We start from the raw sequence: 18,486 nt of genomic DNA on the forward strand, positions 1-18,486 counted from the left end.
CGAATCAGTCTCTATCGGTGCATTTATCAATCTCTCGATTATCTTACTCTTTATTCTTTTGTTCTAACATCTCTGTTAAAACGGCTGTCAATTCAATATGTCTACGAACGTGTATTTCTTTTTCTTTTCGCTTGTTTCTCAAAGCGGGTGCAAAACTACAACTTCTTTTTTAATTAGCAAGAATTTTTTAAAGAATTTTTGAAACTTTTTTTTCGCCTCATCTCTTTATCTTTCCTTACCAATCTCTCAATGAACTTCCCATGTTTTGCGGGGTGCAAATGTAACATCCGTTTTCAAATCTCACAAGCTTTTTTGAATCTTTTTTTGAAAATAAATTTTCAGTTTGATTCGTATGCCTGTCAGTATTTCCGAGAACGTTAGTCGCTGTTGCGGGTGCAAAAGTAGGGAGTTTATCCGCTTAAACAATACCTTTTTCCAACTTTTTTTAATCTTTTTTATAAGTCGCTGGTTTTGCGTTTTTTACAAACCAATGTTTTTTTGAGTTTTGTCCGGATTAAATGGTTTTGGCTGGTTTTACCGCAAAGACGCTAAGTTTTTTTCTCTGCTGGTGTGTTTCGCAAAGAACGCAAGACTGGATTTTACTGCGGTTTTTGATTTTGCGCAAAGGCGCAAAGGTGTTAAGTTTCCTTTTTTGGATGGGTTTTCCGGTGAAACAGTATCTTCTTAGACCGAATTCCTTTTGAAACCTGCTCTTCTGGCCCCGGATGGAATTGGTTCACGCAAAGGCGCAGAGGCGCAAAGTTTCTTTTTTTCCCTAATATCTTTTTTGAAAACCAATGCCTGGGCCAGATGGAAGTGGAAATCCTTTTGCTTTTGTGTGGTTTGCTGAAAAGATACGTTTAAATTCGACGCCTTCATTGGTTCACGCAAAGGCGCAAGGGCGCAAAGCTTTTTATTTATACTTATATATAACGTACATCTCTTTTGGAAAGTACTGCGCTAGCCACGATGGAAGTGGAAATTCTTTTGCTTTTGTGTGGTTGCTGAAAAGACACGTTTAAATTTGACGCCTTCATTGGTTCACGCAAAGGCGCAAGGGCGCAAAGTTTTTTATTTATACTTATATATAACGTACATCTCTTTTGAAAACTACTGCCCTAGCCCGATCGAAGTAGAAATCCTTTTGCTTTTGGGTGGTTTGCTGAAAAGATACGTTTAAATTCGGCAGATTTATTAGTTCACGCAAAGGCGCAAGGGCGCAAAGTTTTTTCTTTGTACTTATATGGAACGTAAATTTCTTCCGAAAACTACTGCCCTAGCCCCGATGGAAGTGGAAATCCTTTTGCTTTTTCTGTAAAAAGCAAAAGATTGCAACGGACAGCGGGAAATAGCTTCTTATTAAATTCCAAATTTTTAAATTCCAAATTCCAAAAGCTTCGACTGCGCTCAGCTCGACAGAATAATTGCTGTACCTATATATAATGTATAAAAAATAAACCCGGCAGGTTTTGGAAACCTGTCGGGTTGTAGATACGAAATCATTCCTTATATATAGGAGAGGAAAAAATCTCCTTATATTGTGTTTATGCTATCTATCACTTCTTTTGTGATACGAATGCTTTTTAGTTTTGCCTGATGATCAAAAATTGGGCTTGTTGCCATTAGTTCGTCTACACGTGAGTAGTCGATGAATTTTTTAAGATCTGTTTCGAGCTGCTCTTTGTTTCCTGTAAACGTACATGCGGTCATTTGATTGACATGAAAACGTTCTTCTTCGCCCATGATATCATCCAGTGAATCTACGGGTGGCTGCAAACCTTTACGGTCATTTCTAATTAAGTTAAGAAACATTTGATACAGACTTGTCGATAATCTCTCGGCTTCTTCATTTGTATCGGCTGCAATGATATTGACGCAGGCCATTGTTTTGGGCTTGTCTAAAATTGCAGAGGGCTGGAAGTTTTCGCGGTAAAACTCAAAAGCCTGAATCATCTGGCGTGGTGCAAAATGTCCTGCAAAGGCATACGGCAATCCGTAAGCGGCGGCAAGGGCTGCACTTTCCATGCTTGAGCCTAAAATCCAGATGGGAACATTTGTGCCTTCGGCTGGAAATGCTCTTACTTTTGCTGTTGCATTTTCGGCTGAAAAATAATCCTGAAGTTTGGTTACATTTTGAGGAAAACGCTGTGCCTGTTCAAAAAAGTCTTTTCGAATAGCTTCGGCTGTTGGCTGATCTGTTCCCGGCGCTCTTCCTAATCCTAAATCGATTCGGTTTGGATAGAGTGTCTCCAGTGTTCCGAATTGCTCGGCTACTATTAAAGGAGAATGATTTGGCAACATGATTCCGCCGGAACCTACGCGGATATTTTGGGTCTGACTGGCGATATAACCAATTAAGACGACTGTTGCAGAACTGGCAACGTGTGCCATATTATGATGTTCGGCCAGCCAAAAACGCTTGTAACCTAAGGTATCTGCCTCTTGTGCTATTTCTTTTGTTTTCTGAAATGTTTCAGTTGCGTTGCTATCTTGTGTAATGATAGCGAGTTCTAATATGGAGATTGAAATTGGTTTTTTCATATATAATGTAACTTTTATGCAAAATTAATTCATTTCATATAAAGCCCGGATTCTTTCGTGTTAATAGAATTATAATGTTTGTAGATACAAATGTGTTTACTTGAATTGAAGGTTAATCAATTTGTGTTTGTTCTTTCCATCATCAGAAATTGTAACATCCGGTGATTTTGATTCTGTTTCAAATTTAGCGGGGGTGTCGATTGCCAATGAAATAGCACGATATCTAAATGTTGGTGGAATTTCAGGAAGCTCAATTGTAACTTCTGCTTCTTTACCTTTTTGTACATAATTGATTTTGATTCTGTCGCGAAGCCAGATATATTCGTATACTTCCTGCCACGGTGCCATCCAGAGACTATCATCGCCTTTTGAACCGTATTTATTGGCAATACTTGTCATATAATATTTGAAATCAGTAAAACGCATACTCAACGACCACAGATTCCCGTTTCCCACTCCGTGTGTATAGGCATTGTACCAGATTGGATCCGGCAATTTAGCTACCGAATCAAAAGTCGTCAAATACCGATCCATGGTTTTAAACCCAATTGTATCTTTTGAGCTCTGTACAAAAACTCTGGAATAGACCATTTTGTCTAAATTTACTTTGTCTTTGACCTTAATTACTGGCCCTGCACCGACATAAGAGGCCACTGAAAAAGAACCGTTTGCAAGCGCGTCTTTTTCATATTCCAAATGATAGCCCGGATCGCTTTCGCCACCTGGAACCACAAATTGGGACATTGTAAAACCTAAATTTTGCTGTATGGAAGTCGTGTTCCCTGTCACTTCTGTTAAAAAATTGGTTCCGTGTTTGGTCGCGTGATGCAACCCATGATTCAGAATATCCCAGCCGGAATTGTACATTTCTTTGACTTCTGCCCAGGAAAGATGTCCACGGTAAGCCGAAAAATCTCCAATAGCCCCGCCATTAATGGCCAATCCCAACTTAAACGGAATTTTATTCCCTACTCCATCCGAGTAAAAAAGCCCCTTTGAATTTGTTCCGTCGCCTCCCTGGTCACTTTTCCATTCGTCGACCATGGGACCGCTAATTTTTCCGCCATTCAATAATGGAAAAGAAGTTAGATAAGCCGATCGATATCCATCATCCAAAGTAAAACTATACGCCAAATGTTTGTTGAATTTTAAAAAAGCCGGCATTATTCTGATCTTCTCATTAGATTTTAATTTTATCCTGAACGAAATAATTGAAGTTTTTACAGTGTCTTTTTGAGGTTTTGAATGATTTCCAAAACAGAAAACCGTAGTTAAAAGAAGTGCTGCGAATACTAATAGCTTTATTCGGTTTGGTAGTATTTTCATTTGAGGTGTAATTAATAGCTTCTAAAGATACATCTCTTTAAAAAAATTCGATTAGAAAAGAGGAAATTTCAATACTTCAAAATGCTTTTTTACGAAATTTATACGGAATGCTGAAGTCAAATGATTTTAAACCTAAATTTGTATTCCGAAATAACATCCGCTTTAGCAATATTCCAAATGACACATAAAATTTTAATTATAGACGACGAAGAAAAACTCAGAAGTCTGCTGGCCCGCATTGTAAAATCGGAAGGATTTGAAGTTGTGGAGGCCAAAGATCTGAAATCGGGCTTTAAGAAACTCGAACAAACCGATATTGATGTCGTTTTGTGTGATGTGAAATTGCCGGATGGAAACGGTGTCGATTTCCTGCAAAATATTAAAGGAAGTTTTCCGCTTACTGAAGTTATTTTGCTAACGGCTTTCGGGAATATCGCAGACGGCGTTCAGGCCATGAAAAATGGCGCTTTCGATTATATCGTAAAAGGAGATGACAATGACAAGATTATTCCGCTTCTCTATAAGGCTGTCGAAAAAGTACATTTGCAAAAAAAGGTACAGCAGCTGGAGAAACGTATTGGTGATAAATATTCTTTTGATACCATTATTGGAAAGTCGAAAGGAATTGAGCAGGTTATTGATCTTGCCAAAAAAGTAGCCAAAACCGACTCAACTGTTTTGCTTACCGGAGAAACCGGAACGGGAAAAGAAGTTTTCGCACAGGCCATTCATGAAAACAGTAACCGTGTCGGAAAATCTTTTGTAGCCCTAAATTGCAGTACTTTTAGCAAGGAAATTTTAGAAAGCGAACTTTTCGGCCACAAACAAGGTGCTTTTACCGGGGCCTTAAAAGATAAAAAAGGATTTATTGAAGAGGCCAATGGCGGTACCTTATTTCTGGATGAAATTGGGGAAATGCCCATTGAACTGCAGGCCAAATTATTACGTGTTTTAGAAACCAGCGAATATATTCCGGTTGGTGATACTGTTCCAAAAAAGTCCAATTTCAGATTAATTGCAGCGACCAACAGGGATTTAAAAACAGAAAGTGATGAACACCGTTTTCGTTCTGATTTGTATTTTCGCCTCAATATTTTCGAAATCAAACTCCCTCCCTTGAGAGAAAGAGTTAAAGACATTGGTGCTTTGAGCCTTTCTTTTGTGAAGCAATTCTCCGAAAAAACAAACAAGAAAACTTTAGAAATTTCAAATGACTTTCTTCAAAAATTGGAAAGCTATTCCTGGCCCGGAAATATTCGCGAACTCAAAAATATTATTGAACGCTCAGTTATTTTAAGCGATACCGTTTTAACCGCTGATGTGCTGCCTTACGAAATGCAGCATCAGCCTGAAAAACCGACCAAATCGATGTCGGCTTTTTCTATGCAGAGTATCGAAAAACTGCATATCCAGAAGGTTTTAAATTATACCAAAGGCAATAAGGCCGAGACTGCACGTTTACTTGAAATCGGGATTGCGACTTTGTATCGCAAGTTAGAGGAGTACGGGATTCAATAAAAATTCCAATTGCTGTGGTGAATTATAAATTCCAATTCTGATAGTTGTGGGTAAATTTTAAATTCCAAATTCCAACTGCTGTGGTGAATTATAAATTCAATTCCGATAGTGTGGGTAAATTTTAAATTCCAAATTCCAATTGCTGTGGGTGAAATCTAAATTCCAATTCTTATGGTTGTGGGTAAATTTTAAATTCCAAATTCCAATTGCTGTGGATGAAATCTAAATTTCAATTCTTATCGTTGTGGGTCAATTTTAAATTCCAATCGCTTTGGTGAGTTTCAGATTCGATGGGACTGGAATTAGCCTATCATTTTAATAAAAGCTTATCATTTTGATAGGCTTTTTTTGTGCCCAATTTTTGGCACAAAACTACATTCCTTTTATTGACAGTGCTTTAGCTATAACCTGACTTTTTCGGAACATTTTTTGGCATAAGGAGGAAGAACATAAAAATTCATTCTCATGAAAAATCAAGTCAATTCTATTTACAAACAAGCAGAGCGTTTTGCGGATATCACTAAAAAATCAATTATTTCAGGTAATATCGTTCGGGCAAAAAAATGCTTAGCACTTGCTGAACGTTTGTTTATTACGGGAAGTATCGAGACCAAAAATGCCATTTCCAATGTGTACATTTTCTCTGTCTCTTCTTTTATGGAAATGCGTCACTGCAACATTTCTCACCTTTTCCCTCAAACGCTTAAAGCGGAATATATCAAACAAGTTAATACTTCAGGCGTATAAAATGTTTAATCGGTTGACTGTCGAATTGGTTAACCGTCTAAAATCTAATAGTCCAATAATCTAATAATCCAAAACCTATGTTAATCACTTTTCTTTTACTCGCACTTGCCGTTGTGTTATTTGCGATTTGTTTTAAATCAGTTGAATTTTTTGAAAAAATCTAAATCATGACTGCACTATTTATTATTTCGATTGCCGTTTTCGGCTATTTGGTTTATGTATTAATCAAACCTGAAAAATTTTAATCCGGTGAAAAGTTATAAGTGAGAAGTTGGAGGTTAGGTGTTAACCTTCATTTACAAATCACATCTCACTTTTTACAGTTCACATCTCACAAAATATAAAAAATTATGAACACAGAATTACTAGGCGTCATCAGTATTTTTATCATTTCGATAGTTTTAGCCATTCCGATAGGAAAATATATTGCTAAAGTTTATTTGGGTGATAAAACGTTGCTTGACCCGATTTTCAATCCAATTGAAAAATTTATTTTTAAAATCAGCGGTATCAATTCCACTGAAGAAATGAACTGGAAACAGCACTTAAAAGCACTTTTAAGTATCAATATGCTTTGGTTCTTTCTTTGCTTTTTTGTTTTGTTGTTTCAGGGATCGTTGTTTTTAAATCCCGATAACAACCCGTCTATGAGCCCGGATTTGGCGTTTAATACTGCCATTTCGTTTGTGGTCAACTGTAACCTGCAGCATTATTCAGGTGAAAGCGGGGTTTCTTACCTGTCACAAATGTTCCTGATGTTCCTGCAATTTGTATCTGCCGGTGTTGGAATGGCTTCTGCAGCGATAATTTTCAATGCCATGAAAGAAAGAACCACTGAAAAGCTAGGTAATTTTTACGATTATTTCCTCAAAAGCTGTACGCGCATTTTGCTGCCTCTTTCGGTTATTGTCGCTACTATTTTAGCTTTTAGCGGTACGCCAATGGATTTTGACAGCAAAGATTCCATTACTACTTTACAAGGCGATCACGCAGATGTTTCGCGCGGGCCTGCTGCTGCCTTTGTTGCTATTAAACATATTGGTACAAATGGCGGTGGTTTTTTTGGAGCCAACTCGGCACATCCTTTAGAAAACCCTACTTATTTTACGAATGCCGTTGAATTGTGGGCCCAATTAATTATCCCGTTTGCCATGATTTTCGCTTTAGGTTTTTATCTAAAGAAAAAGAAATTATCCTATGTAATTTTCGGAGTAATGACAGTTGGATTCTTATTGCTTGTTGTTCCGACAGTGATGAGTGAAATGAACGGAAATCCTGCGATCGAAAAAATGGGAATTGCCCAAACCACCGGAGCTATGGAAGGAAAAGAAGTTCGGTTCGGACCCGCCATTTCAGGGTTCTGGAGTATTGCAACCACGGTAATTTCTACTGGTTCTGTTAATAGTATGCACGACAGTTCAATGCCGGTTTCCGGTGCAATGGAACTGCTTGCCATGATGGTCAATGCCTTTTACGGCGGCTGTGGTGTCGGAATTCTGAACTTCTACATTTTCATCATTCTGGCTGTATTTATTTCCGGGTTAATGGTGGGGCGAACACCGGAATTTTTAGGGAAGAAAATTGAAGCACGGGAAGTTAAGATTGCTGCTTTTATTGCGATTCTTCATCCTTTATTAATATTATCCGGTACCGCTTTGGCTTCTTATTTTGCAGCACATGATACTGCAATGGGATACTGGTTTAACGGAAATGCAACAGGCTGGCTAAACAATCCCGGACATCACGGATTCTCTGAAATGTTATACGAATATACTTCGAGTGCGGCCAATAATGGTTCCGGTTTTGAAGGATTGGGCGATAACAATCCGTTCTGGAATATCACTACGGGAATTGTGTTGCTATTGAGCCGTTTCATTCCTATCGTTGGGCCATTGGCGATCGCAGGTTTGTTGGCGAATAAAAAATACATCCCGGAAAGTGCCGGAACTTTAAAAACGGATACTTCTATTTTTGGTGTAATGGTTTTTGCCGTAATCGCAATTATTGCTGCTTTATCATTCTTCCCGGCATTGGCACTTGGACCTTTAGCGGAGTACTTTACACTAAAATAAACATGCTGAACATTTTAAATACATAAAATAAACATAAAATATTTCAAACATAGCCCGTGGTTTCAACCACGTGACACGAATTTCGAAGAGTAAAGATTGTGATATACGTTGCGTTCCAGTGGTTGAAACCACTGATTATGTTTACAGTTTATGAATTTATTCCGCATAACATTTAACAAATAACATTTTAACTTTTTATAAGAAAATGACAACTAATAAATCCACATCGTTATTTGAAAGCAAACAGATAAAAGAAGCCTTCGTGCAGTCTTTTGTGAAGCTGAATCCAAAAATGATGATCAAAAATCCGGTAATGTTTACCGTAGAAATAGGAACTGCCATTATGTTTGCCGTTTGTGTTTCCATCTTAATGGGAGCAACCGACCAGGGTAGTTTTGCTTATAATTTAATTGTATTCTTAATTTTACTGGCCACACTTTTGTTTGCCAATTTTGCCGAAGCTATTGCCGAAGCGAGAGGAAAAGCACAAGCGGACAGTTTAAGAAAAACACGTGAAGAAACTCCTGCCAGACAAATCCTGCCAAACGGAGAAATCAAAAATATCAGTTCTTCGGAACTGAAAAAAGGAGATGTTTTCGTTTGTGAAGCCGGAGATTTAATTGCAACGGATGGTGAAATTATCGAAGGTTTAGCCACTATCGACGAAAGTGCGATTACCGGAGAAAGTGCGCCTGTAATCCGGGAAGCAGGAGGTGACAAATCATCGGTAACCGGAGGAACAAAAGTCCTGTCTGATAAAATTAAAGTAATTGTAACTTCTGAACCGGGCGAAAGCTTTCTGGATAAAATGATTGCTTTGGTGGAAGGTGCAAGCCGTCAGAAAACACCAAACGAAATTGCTCTTACCATTTTATTAGCCGCATTTACTTTAATCTTCGTGATTGTTTGTGTAACGCTAAAACCGTTTGCCGATTATGCGAATGCACCGATCACTATCGCGGCTTTCATCGCTTTGTTCGTTTGTTTGATTCCAACCACAATTGGCGGTTTGCTATCTGCCATTGGAATTGCGGGAATGGACAGAGCGTTGCGTGCCAACGTGATTACAAAATCAGGAAAAGCGGTAGAAACTGCCGGAGATATTGATGTATTGCTTTTGGATAAAACCGGAACCATCACGATAGGAAACCGAAAAGCAACGAATTTCTATCCTGCAAAAGGGGTTTCTGAAGAAGATTTTATTAAATCTGCCGTGTTAAGTTCATTAGCAGATGACACTCCGGAAGGGAAAAGTATCGTGGAACTGGCAGGTGTCGAAACTGCCACTAAATTATCAATTGAAGGTGCTACTTTAATCAAATTTACCGCAGAAACCAGAACTTCCGGAGTTATTTTAAAAGACGGAACCAATATTAGAAAAGGCGCTCAGGACGCAGCAAAAAACATTGCTGCTCAGGCAGGAAATAGCTTTCCTGAAGATACTGCGCAAAAAGTAATAGACATTTCTACAAACGGCGGAACTCCATTAGTGGTGATTAAAAACAATCAGGTTCAGGGTGTTATCGAATTGCAGGATATCATTAAAACCGGAATGAAAGAACGTTTTGACCGTTTGAGAAAAATGGGTGTCAAAACAGTGATGGTGACCGGAGATAATCCGCTTACGGCGAAATTTATTGCCGAAGCTGCAGGTGTTGATGATTTTATTGCTGAAGCGAAACCTGAGGATAAAATGAACTACATCAAAAACGAGCAAAACCTGGGTAAACTGGTTGCCATGATGGGTGACGGAACCAATGATGCTCCTGCCCTTGCGCAGGCGAATGTAGGTGTTGCCATGAACAGCGGAACCCAGGCTGCCAAAGAAGCCGGAAACATGGTCGATCTTGACAATGACCCAACCAAACTTATCGAGATCATCGAAATTGGAAAACAGCTTTTAATGACTCGCGGAACTTTAACTACTTTCTCTATTGCAAATGACGTTGCGAAATATTTTGCTATTGTTCCTGCTCTTTTTATTACTGCGATTCCTGCGCTCGAAGGATTGAATATCATGCGTCTGCACAGCCCTGAAAGTGCCATTTTATCAGCGGTAATTTTCAATGCTATTATCATTCCGATATTGATTCCATTAGCGTTGAGAGGTATTGATTATAAACCCATCGGTGCAAGTGCGATCCTGAAAAGAAACCTTTTGATTTATGGTTTAGGCGGATTGATTGTGCCTTTTATCGGAATTAAATTAATTGATTTACTCGTAGCCCTGTTTATGTAAGCTGCTAAGGCTCTAAGTTTCTAAGGTCTTGAGATAAAAAAACCTTAGAAACTTAAAACCTCAACGTCTTCTAAAATTTCAAAAACAAGTTCTTAAGATACGAAGTACAAAAGAGAAGCTTAGAACCTTAGCCCCTTAGTGCCTTAGAAACTATAAAAAAATAACACAATGAAAATATTTTCACTATTAAAACTGACACTGCTTACTATCATTTTGTTTGCAGTTATTTATCCCCTTGCAATTTACGGAATTGCACAATTTGCTCCGAATCAGGGAAAAGGAGAAACGATTTCTGTTAACGGAAAAGTGGTTGGATACCAGAAAATCGGTCAGAAATTCGATAAGTCGAATTATTTCTGGGGAAGACCTTCGGCTGTGGATTATAACGCTGCCGGAAGTGCCGGAAGCAACAAAGGGCCAGGTAATGCCGAATACCTGGCTTTGGTTCAAAAAAGAATCGATACGTTTTTAATCGTGCACCCTTATTTAAAGAAATCAGAGATTCCGTCGGATATGGTTACAGCTTCGGGAAGTGGACTGGATCCGAATATTTCACCGGAAGGTGCTTTGATTCAGGTGAAACGGGTTGCCAAAGAAAGAAAATTAACGGAAGATAAAGTAAAAGCTTTGGTGGAATCTAAAATTAACACAGCTGTTGTTGGACCTGAAACCATTAATGTTTTGGAATTGAATGTGGCTTTGGATCAGCTTTCTAAGAAAGGTTCTGCGAAAGGTTCTGAGGTGCTTAGTCAATAAGGTTCTAAGTTTCAAACCCGACAGGTTTTGAAAACCTGTCGGGTTTGACAACTATTGCCGTCAATTTGTGTCATTTCGACGTAAGGAGAAATCACACTGGAAACTCACGTCTGGTAATTCTGCATGCCGATTCTCGATATGTGATTTCTCCTTCGTCGAAATGACAAACCAGAAGGCAAAATAAATAATTGTAAGGTTTGAAAATCTTGCAGGGAAAACAAAAAGCCCTTTTTACCCAAAAGGACTAGCCCTGATAGTAGTGGAAATCCTTTTGTGCCGGGGTTCGGCACAAAAGATTGAAACGGATAGCAGGATTAGCTCCTAAAAAAAATTATTAAATAATTAATTTAAATAAGAGGACGATTCCTTTCGCCCCGCCGAACAGGTCGTCCCTCGTAATGAAAAACAAAATGAAAAAAATAATAGTTACTGCTTTAATCGCTTTCGGTTTTAGCCATTTACACGCTCAGGAAGAAACAAAAAGTCCGTTTACATTTTCAGGATATGTGGACGTTTATTACAGTTATGATTTTGCAAAACCAGAAGATCATACACGTCCCGGATTTTTTTACAACTATAATAAAAGCAATGAAGTGAACCTGAATCTGGGTTTGGCAAAAGTAAATTATTCGAAAGATAATATTCGCGGAAATTTTGCCTTAATGGCCGGAACATATGCCGAATACAACATGACTGCCGAACAGGGTTTGTTAAAAAATGTATACGAGGCCAATGTCGGCGTAAAGATTTCGCAAAACCATAATTTATGGATTGATGCAGGGATTATGCCGGCGCACATCGGTTTTGAAAGTGCGATTGGGAAAGATTGCCAGACTTTAACAAGAAGTATTCTGGCGGAGAATTCTCCGTATTACGAAACGGGAGTTAAAATTGGTTACACCTCTGAATCCGGAAAATGGTATCTGGCCGGGATGTACCTGAATGGCTGGCAGCGTACCCAAAAAGCAGAAGGCAATCAAACGCCAGCTTTTGGAACGCAGGTTACGTACAAGCCATCTGATCGGGTTGTTTTGAACTGGAGTACGTATGTCGGAAATGAGCAGCCGGATATGGACAAAAAATGGCGTTATTTTAATAACTTTTACGGGCAATTTAAAGTTACGGATAAAACAAATATAACAGCCGGTTTTGATGTTGGTTCACAACAAGCGGCTAAAAACAGTACTAAATACGACACCTGGTTTTCGCCTGTTCTGATTCTGCAATACAAACCGACAGATAAGATTCAGCTGGCTGCAAGAGGAGAATATTACAGTGATGAAAAAGGTGTGATTATCACGACTGAAACGCCAAATGGTTTTAAAACTTACGGATTTTCAGCTAACTTTGATTACTTAGTTAGTGATACTGTAATGTTTAGAATAGAAGCCCGAAATCTTTCGAGTAAGGATGAAATATTTACAAAAGACAATCTTCCAACGGATACGAATACGTTTGTAACGACTTCGCTGGCGATTTCTTTCTAAAAATTATTTTGCCACAGATTTCACAGATTAAAAGGATTTTTTTTCGCCACGAATCACACGAATTAGCACTAATTTTTATTAAAAAGAAACAATAAAATTGGCTGGCAATGCGTGAAAATTTGTGTGATTCGTGGCAAATAAAACCTATACAAAGCCATTGAAAAATCATTTTAATCTGTGAAATCCGTGGCTAAAAAAAAACTTTGCGACTTAGTGCCTTCGTGGCAAAACCATATGGAACAGAAAAAAGAAAATAACGCACAGCACTTTCTTGATTTAATTCAGAAATCCAGGAAAGGAAAATTTAAGGTCTACATTGGGATGAGTGCCGGTGTGGGCAAAACGTATCGAATGCTGCAGGAAGCGCACTCGCTGCTGAAGAACGGAATTGATGTAAAAATTGGTTACATCGAAACGCATCTCCGAAAGGAGACACATGAGTTATTGTTTGGTCTGCCGGTGATTCCGAGGCGGACTATTTTTTATAAAGGAAAAGAACTCGAAGAACTCGATGTTCAGGCGATTATCAACCTTAGGCCGGAAGTTGTCATTGTAGACGAATTGGCGCATACGAATGTAGAAGGGAGCAAAAATGAAAAACGCTGGCAGGATGTTCTGGAGATTCTGGAAGCGGGAATCAACGTGATTTCGGCAGTTAATATTCAGCATATTGAAAGTTTAAACGAAGACGTAAAACGCATCACAGGCATTGATGTTCAGGAACGAATTCCGGATAATGTTTTACGAATTGCTGATGAAGTCGTGAATATTGATTTGACTTCAGAGGATTTGATTGCCCGTTTGAAAGAAGGCAAAATTTATACGCCCGATAAAATTCAGACTGCCCTGACGAACTTTTTTAAATCGGAGCAGATTTTACAGCTGCGCGAACTGGCTTTAAAGGAAGTTGCGAGTCAGGTAGTCCGTAAAGTAGAAAGTGAAGTACCGCAGCTACAAGCTTTGAAACATGAAAAACTATTGGCCTGTATTAGCAGTAACGACAAAACAGCTAAAATTGTAATTCGGAAAGCAGCGCGGCTCGCGAGTTACTACAATGGAAGCTGGTATGTAATGTATGTGGAAACACCGAAAGAAAGCAGCATCAAAATTGCGTTGGATAAACAGCGCCATTTGATTAATAATTTTAAACTGGCCACCCAATTAGGTGCAGAAGTCCTAAAAACCGAACATAAAAATATTGCTGATGCCATTCTGATGATGGTCGAAGAAAAACAGATTACAACTGTCTGCATCGGAAAACCACATTTGAATTTATTTAAAGTAATTTTGTCAACAACGATTTTCAGGCGTTTATTAAACAGGCTGTCTTTATCGAATGTTGACCTTGTTATTTTATCCTGAGAAATTAAACCATATAAGTTATATAAGTTCATTTAACAGAATACGTGAATTGCTTTACCTTAACTATGCGCCACCAAACTTATATTTACTTATATTACTTACATGGTTCAAAAAAAAATTGTAATGAGTAATTAAACCATATAAGTTATATAAGTTCATTTAACAGAGTGCGTGAATTGCTTTTACCTTAACTATGCGCCACCAAACTTATATTTACTTATATTACTTACATGGTTCAAAAAAATATTGTAATCAGAAATTAAGCATATAAGTTATATAAGTTCATTTAACAGAGTGCGTGAATTGCTTTACCTTAACTATACGCCACCAACTTATATTTACTTATATTACTTACATGGTTCAAAAAAATAATGTAATCAGAAATTAACCATATAAGTTATATAAGTTCATTTAACAGAGTGCGTGAATTGCTTTACCTTAACTATACGCCACCAACTTATATTTACTTATATTACTTAGATGGTTTAAAAAAAAATAAATAATTAAATTTAGAGGATGAGATTGCTTCGTTCCTCGCAATGACATCATGAGAATTAAAACCAAATTAAATCTGGGCGTTGGATTGTTATTTTTGATGATCATCATACTCTCTTTAGTAAGTGCCTATTCTGTCTTTTTAATAAAAGCAGACACCGAGAATATCCTGAAAGCGAATTACAATACCCTGGAATATTCCAGAAATATGCTTTTATCGTTAGATGAAATTAGTACGGATGCGGATCCTGCGATTAGTACTTTTAAAAAAAATCTTCAAAAACAAACGCAGAATATCACGGAGAACGGAGAGAAAAAAGTAACGGATAACCTGAAGGGAAATTTTGCTCTTTTGGAAAAAAACAATATCGATGAGGCTGCCAAAACACAGATCAGGAGAGACATTTTTGAGATCATGAAACTCAACATGAATGCCATAAAACAAAAAAGCGATATTGCGAAACATACCGCTGAAAATGCCAATTTGCTGATTGCCGTTGTAGGTACCTTATGTTTTCTGATTGCTTTTAACTTACTGATTAACCTACCGAATAATATTGCGAACCCGATTAAGGAACTCACCCTGAGCATTAAGGAAATTGCCAATAAAAATTATTCCGAGCGTGTACATTTTACCAATCATAACGAATATGGTGACCTGGCCAAATCGTTTAATACCATGGCGCAAAAACTTCAGGAATACAACAACAGTAATTTGTACAAGCTTTTCTTTGAGAAAAAACGACTGGAAACGCTTATCAATAATATGCACGATCCTATTATTGGGTTAGACAATGAAGGACTGATTTTGTTTGCCAACGATGAAGCCCTGAAAATCATCGGACTGAAAGCTGAGGATGTGGTTTCAAAAGCTGCTTCTACCCTGGCTTTATCAAATGATCTGGTACGTTCGTTACTTTTCAAAGAAGAAAATGACAATTCGAAAAAACAGCCTTTAAAGATTTTTGCCAACGGAAAAGAAAGTTATTTTGATAAAGAAAAAATCAATATCACCATAACGCCGACAGGTGAAGAAAAAGAAATCAATATTGGCGATGTGATCATTCTTCGAAACATTACACTTTTTAAAGAGCTCGATTTTGCGAAAACCAATTTTATAGCGACAGTCTCCCATGAATTGAAAACCCCTATCGCTTCTATTAAACTAAGTTTACAATTGCTGCAAAATGCCAAAACAGGTGCCATGAATGAAGATCAGAATCAATTGGTCGAAAGTATTAAAGAAGATAGTCAGCGCTTATTGAAAATAACGGGCGAATTACTCAATTTATCACAATTGGAAACAGGGAATATCCAGCTGAATATTGAAAAAAGCAATCCGTATAACATTGTAAATTATGCAAAGGAAGCTGTAAAAGTACAGGCAGACCAAAAGCAAATAAAATTGGTCATTGATGCGAATGAAAATTTACCGGATGTAAAAGCAGATAGCGAAAAAACGGGCTGGGTTTTGATCAATTATTTATCAAATGCCATTACGTATTCTTCTGAAAAAAGTACTATTGTGATTAAACTGAAAGAGGAAAACAATCAAATCTTATTTCAGGTTATTGATACCGGAAAAGGAATTGATGCGCGGTACAAAGACAAGGTTTTCGATAAATATTTTCAGATTCCGGGCAGCCGGAAATCAGGCACGGGACTGGGGCTGGCGATCAGTAAGGAATTCATTGAAGCCCAAAACGGAACCATTGGCGTAGAAAGCAATTTAGGACTGGGAAGCACTTTTTGGTTTTCATTAAACATTTGAAAATCAAGCAGGAGTTAATATTTACGATTGTCCGTCTGAGCGGAGTCGAAGACCTTTTGCCTGATCCAGCCTTCGACTCCGTTCAGGGTGACAATCCGTTATAAAACCAAAGCTTAATTGTCAGAACCTAATTCGTACCCGAAGTATTATTCTTGATTTCCATAACTTCCCGTTTCACTTCCAGCAGCAGGTCTTTCATACTCTGGGTTTCTGTCACTTCATGGCGTTTATCGCTGCGGCCGATATTGCACTCGTATTCCCAAATCTCCAGAATATCCGAAGCTTTCACTTCATAATTCGGATAAAAACGATTATCGGATTCTAAGACTAGTGCATTCTTTTTGTTTTTGTTCAGACGCTTGTAGACCATGCCTTCACTTTTGGTAATCAGGATATACGTTTTTCCGTCGAGCACCTCTCCCAGCCTTTCCACGTAACGGCCAATGATGATACTTCCGTCTTCGTGTGGCGGCATCGAATCTCCTTCTACCGGAAATCCACGGTGTTTTCCAGGTCCTAAAAACGGAAGGGAAACCTGCTGCAGGCTCTCGATATATTCCGGATCAGCATATCCGTTCAGGTAACCCGCTTTTGCTTTTTGAGATACAATTTCGATATAATTCTCCCCGGAACTATCGACTTGTATGGGTAAAATAAGCCGGTTACCTTCTAATTTTATGAGGTTTTCTATATTGATTTTACGGATGTCGACAGACAATAATAAATCAATACTCATATGAAAATATAAAGCAATCTGCTTTAAAATATCATAGGGTGCTTCGGAGGTTCCATCTTCGTATTTAACGTATCTTCCTCTGGTAATTCTAAGGTTTTCAGCTAATTTCTCCTGAGATATTTTATGCTTAACCCTCAATGCTCTGATGTTATCTGAAAATAAGGACATAATTTAATTTGTTATAATTTGGAACAACAAATATAATCATTTTTGTTACAACCTGAGCTAATTTTGTCTCTTACAAAAACAAAAAAATGACACGGGCAATTGTACACATGGATTTGGATACCTTTTTCGTATCCTGTGAAAGGTTAATCAACTCACAATTAGAAGGAATTCCCCTGATAATTGGTGGTGGTGACCGTGGCGTTGTAGCCTCTTGTTCGTATGAAGCCCGTCGTTTTGGAGTTCGTTCTGCCATGCCTATTCAAATGGCCATGAAATTATGTCCTGATGCTAAAATCATCAAGGGCGATATGGAATTGTATTCGCAATTATCGCATGATGTTACACAGGTCATTCAGGAAAAAGCACCGGTTATGGAGAAAGCCAGCATCGACGAATTTTACCTGGATATTACCGGAATGGACAAATTTCACGGAAGTTACAAATGGACGAATGAACTTGCACAGTCGGTAATTAAAGCCACCGGACTTCCGATTAGTTTTTCGTTATCTGTCAATAAAACGGTTTCTAAAATTGCTACCGGAGAAGGCAAACCAAAAGGGAACCTGGAAATCCCGGAAGGAAATGTACAGACCTTTTTAAATCCGCTGTCAATTCAGAAAATACCAATGGTCGGAGCTGTGACTTTTCAGCTTTTATCAAGAATTGGCGTGCGTAAAATTCAGACTTTATCTGAAATGCCTCCTGAAGTTTTACAACAAATGATTGGTAAAAACGGGCTGGACATCTGGAAAAAAGCCAATGGCATTGATCACACTCCTGTAGAACCGTATTCCGAAAGAAAATCTATTTCAACCGAACATACTTTTTCGCAGGATACTATCGACATCACCATGCTAAAATCGATATTGGTCGGTATGGTCGAAAAACTGGCTTTTCAGCTGCGATCTGAGCAATGGCTAACCTCAACCGTTGTTGTTAAAATACGTTACGCCAATTTTGACACTGAAACCAAACAATGCAAAATTGCTTACACTTCAGCCGATCATATTTTAAATAAAAATGTAAACGATTTATTTGATAAAGTTTACCAGCGGCGTATGCGTATCCGACTGATCGGTATTCGCTTCAGCGGACTCGTTCGCGGCACGTACCAGATTGATCTTTTCGAAGATACCCAGGAAATGCTATCCCTTTATGCTGCGATGGATAAAATGAAAACCAGGTACGGTTTCGATGCCGTAATGCGTTGTGCCGGAGCATCCTTTAAACCGAATAACAAAGACGAAATTTTAAAACGTATCAAATAA

At 38.2% G+C, this 18,486-nt stretch carries 13 protein-coding genes; 10 read left to right on the top strand and 3 right to left on the bottom strand.

Features of this window, described 5'->3' with window-relative positions:
* Positions 1 to 1,533 precede the first annotated feature (1,533 nt).
* On the bottom strand, positions 1,534 to 2,541 hold the full coding sequence (locus tag D0817_RS20650) for an LLM class flavin-dependent oxidoreductase (protein WP_127340258.1): 1,008 nt from the start codon (positions 2,539 to 2,541) through the stop codon (positions 1,534 to 1,536).
* Positions 2,542 to 2,637: 96 nt separating this feature from the next.
* Positions 2,638 to 3,867, bottom strand: coding sequence for a polysaccharide deacetylase family protein (locus D0817_RS20655; protein WP_127340259.1), 1,230 nt, complete (start codon positions 3,865 to 3,867; stop codon positions 2,638 to 2,640).
* 177 nt (positions 3,868 to 4,044) lie between these two features.
* On the opposite strand from D0817_RS20655, the gene D0817_RS20660 reads away from it, so the two are divergent.
* The 9 genes from D0817_RS20660 (at position 4,045) to D0817_RS20700 (ending at position 16,314) form a co-directional block, all read left to right on the top strand.
* On the top strand, positions 4,045 to 5,385 hold the full coding sequence (locus tag D0817_RS20660) for a sigma-54-dependent transcriptional regulator (RefSeq protein ID WP_127340260.1): 1,341 nt from the start codon (positions 4,045 to 4,047) through the stop codon (positions 5,383 to 5,385).
* A gap of 465 nt (positions 5,386 to 5,850) precedes the next feature.
* On the top strand, positions 5,851 to 6,132 hold the full coding sequence (locus tag D0817_RS20665; protein WP_127340261.1) for a DUF7674 family protein: 282 nt from the start codon (positions 5,851 to 5,853) through the stop codon (positions 6,130 to 6,132).
* Positions 6,133 to 6,299: 167 nt separating this feature from the next.
* Positions 6,300 to 6,377, top strand: coding sequence for a K(+)-transporting ATPase subunit F (kdpF, locus tag D0817_RS20670; protein WP_072975519.1), 78 nt, complete (start codon positions 6,300 to 6,302; stop codon positions 6,375 to 6,377).
* 105 nt (positions 6,378 to 6,482) lie between these two features.
* Entirely contained in the window at positions 6,483 to 8,204 is a 1,722-nt protein-coding gene (gene kdpA, locus D0817_RS20675) for a potassium-transporting ATPase subunit KdpA (RefSeq protein ID WP_127340262.1), read from the top strand.
* A gap of 205 nt (positions 8,205 to 8,409) precedes the next feature.
* Entirely contained in the window at positions 8,410 to 10,443 is a 2,034-nt protein-coding gene (kdpB, locus tag D0817_RS20680) for a potassium-transporting ATPase subunit KdpB (RefSeq protein WP_127340263.1), read from the top strand.
* A gap of 168 nt (positions 10,444 to 10,611) precedes the next feature.
* Positions 10,612 to 11,199 carry a K(+)-transporting ATPase subunit C gene (locus D0817_RS20685; protein WP_127340264.1) on the top strand — a complete coding sequence of 196 codons (588 nt, stop codon included), beginning with the start codon at positions 10,612 to 10,614 and terminating at the stop codon, positions 11,197 to 11,199.
* Between the two features lie 410 nt (positions 11,200 to 11,609).
* The gene (locus D0817_RS20690) at positions 11,610 to 12,686 is read left to right on the top strand and encodes a porin (protein WP_127340265.1); all 1,077 of its coding nucleotides are present in this window, start codon (positions 11,610 to 11,612) and stop codon (positions 12,684 to 12,686) included.
* 234 nt (positions 12,687 to 12,920) lie between these two features.
* Positions 12,921 to 14,048 carry a sensor protein KdpD gene (locus D0817_RS20695; protein WP_127340266.1) on the top strand — a complete coding sequence of 376 codons (1,128 nt, stop codon included), beginning with the start codon at positions 12,921 to 12,923 and terminating at the stop codon, positions 14,046 to 14,048.
* 547 nt (positions 14,049 to 14,595) lie between these two features.
* Positions 14,596 to 16,314 carry an ATP-binding protein gene (locus tag D0817_RS20700; protein WP_127340267.1) on the top strand — a complete coding sequence of 573 codons (1,719 nt, stop codon included), beginning with the start codon at positions 14,596 to 14,598 and terminating at the stop codon, positions 16,312 to 16,314.
* A 127-nt stretch (positions 16,315 to 16,441) separates the two neighbouring features.
* Here the strand turns inward: D0817_RS20700 and D0817_RS20705 are convergent, their stop codons facing one another.
* Complete coding sequence (locus D0817_RS20705) at positions 16,442 to 17,218, bottom strand: XRE family transcriptional regulator (protein WP_127340268.1); 777 nt, start codon at positions 17,216 to 17,218, stop codon at positions 16,442 to 16,444.
* A gap of 86 nt (positions 17,219 to 17,304) precedes the next feature.
* Here D0817_RS20705 and dinB point away from each other — a divergent pair, with 86 nt between their 5' ends.
* Positions 17,305 to 18,486, top strand: coding sequence for a DNA polymerase IV (gene dinB, locus D0817_RS20710; protein WP_127340269.1), 1,182 nt, complete (start codon positions 17,305 to 17,307; stop codon positions 18,484 to 18,486).

Source organism: Flavobacterium cupreum, from assembly GCF_003996965.1.
Lineage (GTDB): Bacteria > Bacteroidota > Bacteroidia > Flavobacteriales > Flavobacteriaceae > Flavobacterium > Flavobacterium cupreum.

Excerpts from the sequence above, each read along its gene's own strand:
- D0817_RS20650 (WP_127340258.1), bottom strand. The coding sequence starts at position 2,541 with ATGAAAAAACCAATTTCAATCTCCATATTAGAACTCGCTATCATTACA.
- D0817_RS20655 (WP_127340259.1), bottom strand. The coding sequence starts at position 3,867 with ATGAAAATACTACCAAACCGAATAAAGCTATTAGTATTCGCAGCACTT.
- D0817_RS20660 (WP_127340260.1), top strand. The coding sequence starts at position 4,045 with ATGACACATAAAATTTTAATTATAGACGACGAAGAAAAACTCAGAAGT.
- D0817_RS20665 (WP_127340261.1), top strand. The coding sequence starts at position 5,851 with ATGAAAAATCAAGTCAATTCTATTTACAAACAAGCAGAGCGTTTTGCG.
- kdpF (WP_072975519.1), top strand. The coding sequence starts at position 6,300 with ATGACTGCACTATTTATTATTTCGATTGCCGTTTTCGGCTATTTGGTT.
- kdpA (WP_127340262.1), top strand. The coding sequence starts at position 6,483 with ATGAACACAGAATTACTAGGCGTCATCAGTATTTTTATCATTTCGATA.
- kdpB (WP_127340263.1), top strand. The coding sequence starts at position 8,410 with ATGACAACTAATAAATCCACATCGTTATTTGAAAGCAAACAGATAAAA.
- D0817_RS20685 (WP_127340264.1), top strand. The coding sequence starts at position 10,612 with ATGAAAATATTTTCACTATTAAAACTGACACTGCTTACTATCATTTTG.
- D0817_RS20690 (WP_127340265.1), top strand. The coding sequence starts at position 11,610 with ATGAAAAAAATAATAGTTACTGCTTTAATCGCTTTCGGTTTTAGCCAT.
- D0817_RS20695 (WP_127340266.1), top strand. The coding sequence starts at position 12,921 with ATGGAACAGAAAAAAGAAAATAACGCACAGCACTTTCTTGATTTAATT.
- D0817_RS20700 (WP_127340267.1), top strand. The coding sequence starts at position 14,596 with ATGAGAATTAAAACCAAATTAAATCTGGGCGTTGGATTGTTATTTTTG.
- D0817_RS20705 (WP_127340268.1), bottom strand. The coding sequence starts at position 17,218 with ATGTCCTTATTTTCAGATAACATCAGAGCATTGAGGGTTAAGCATAAA.
- dinB (WP_127340269.1), top strand. The coding sequence starts at position 17,305 with ATGACACGGGCAATTGTACACATGGATTTGGATACCTTTTTCGTATCC.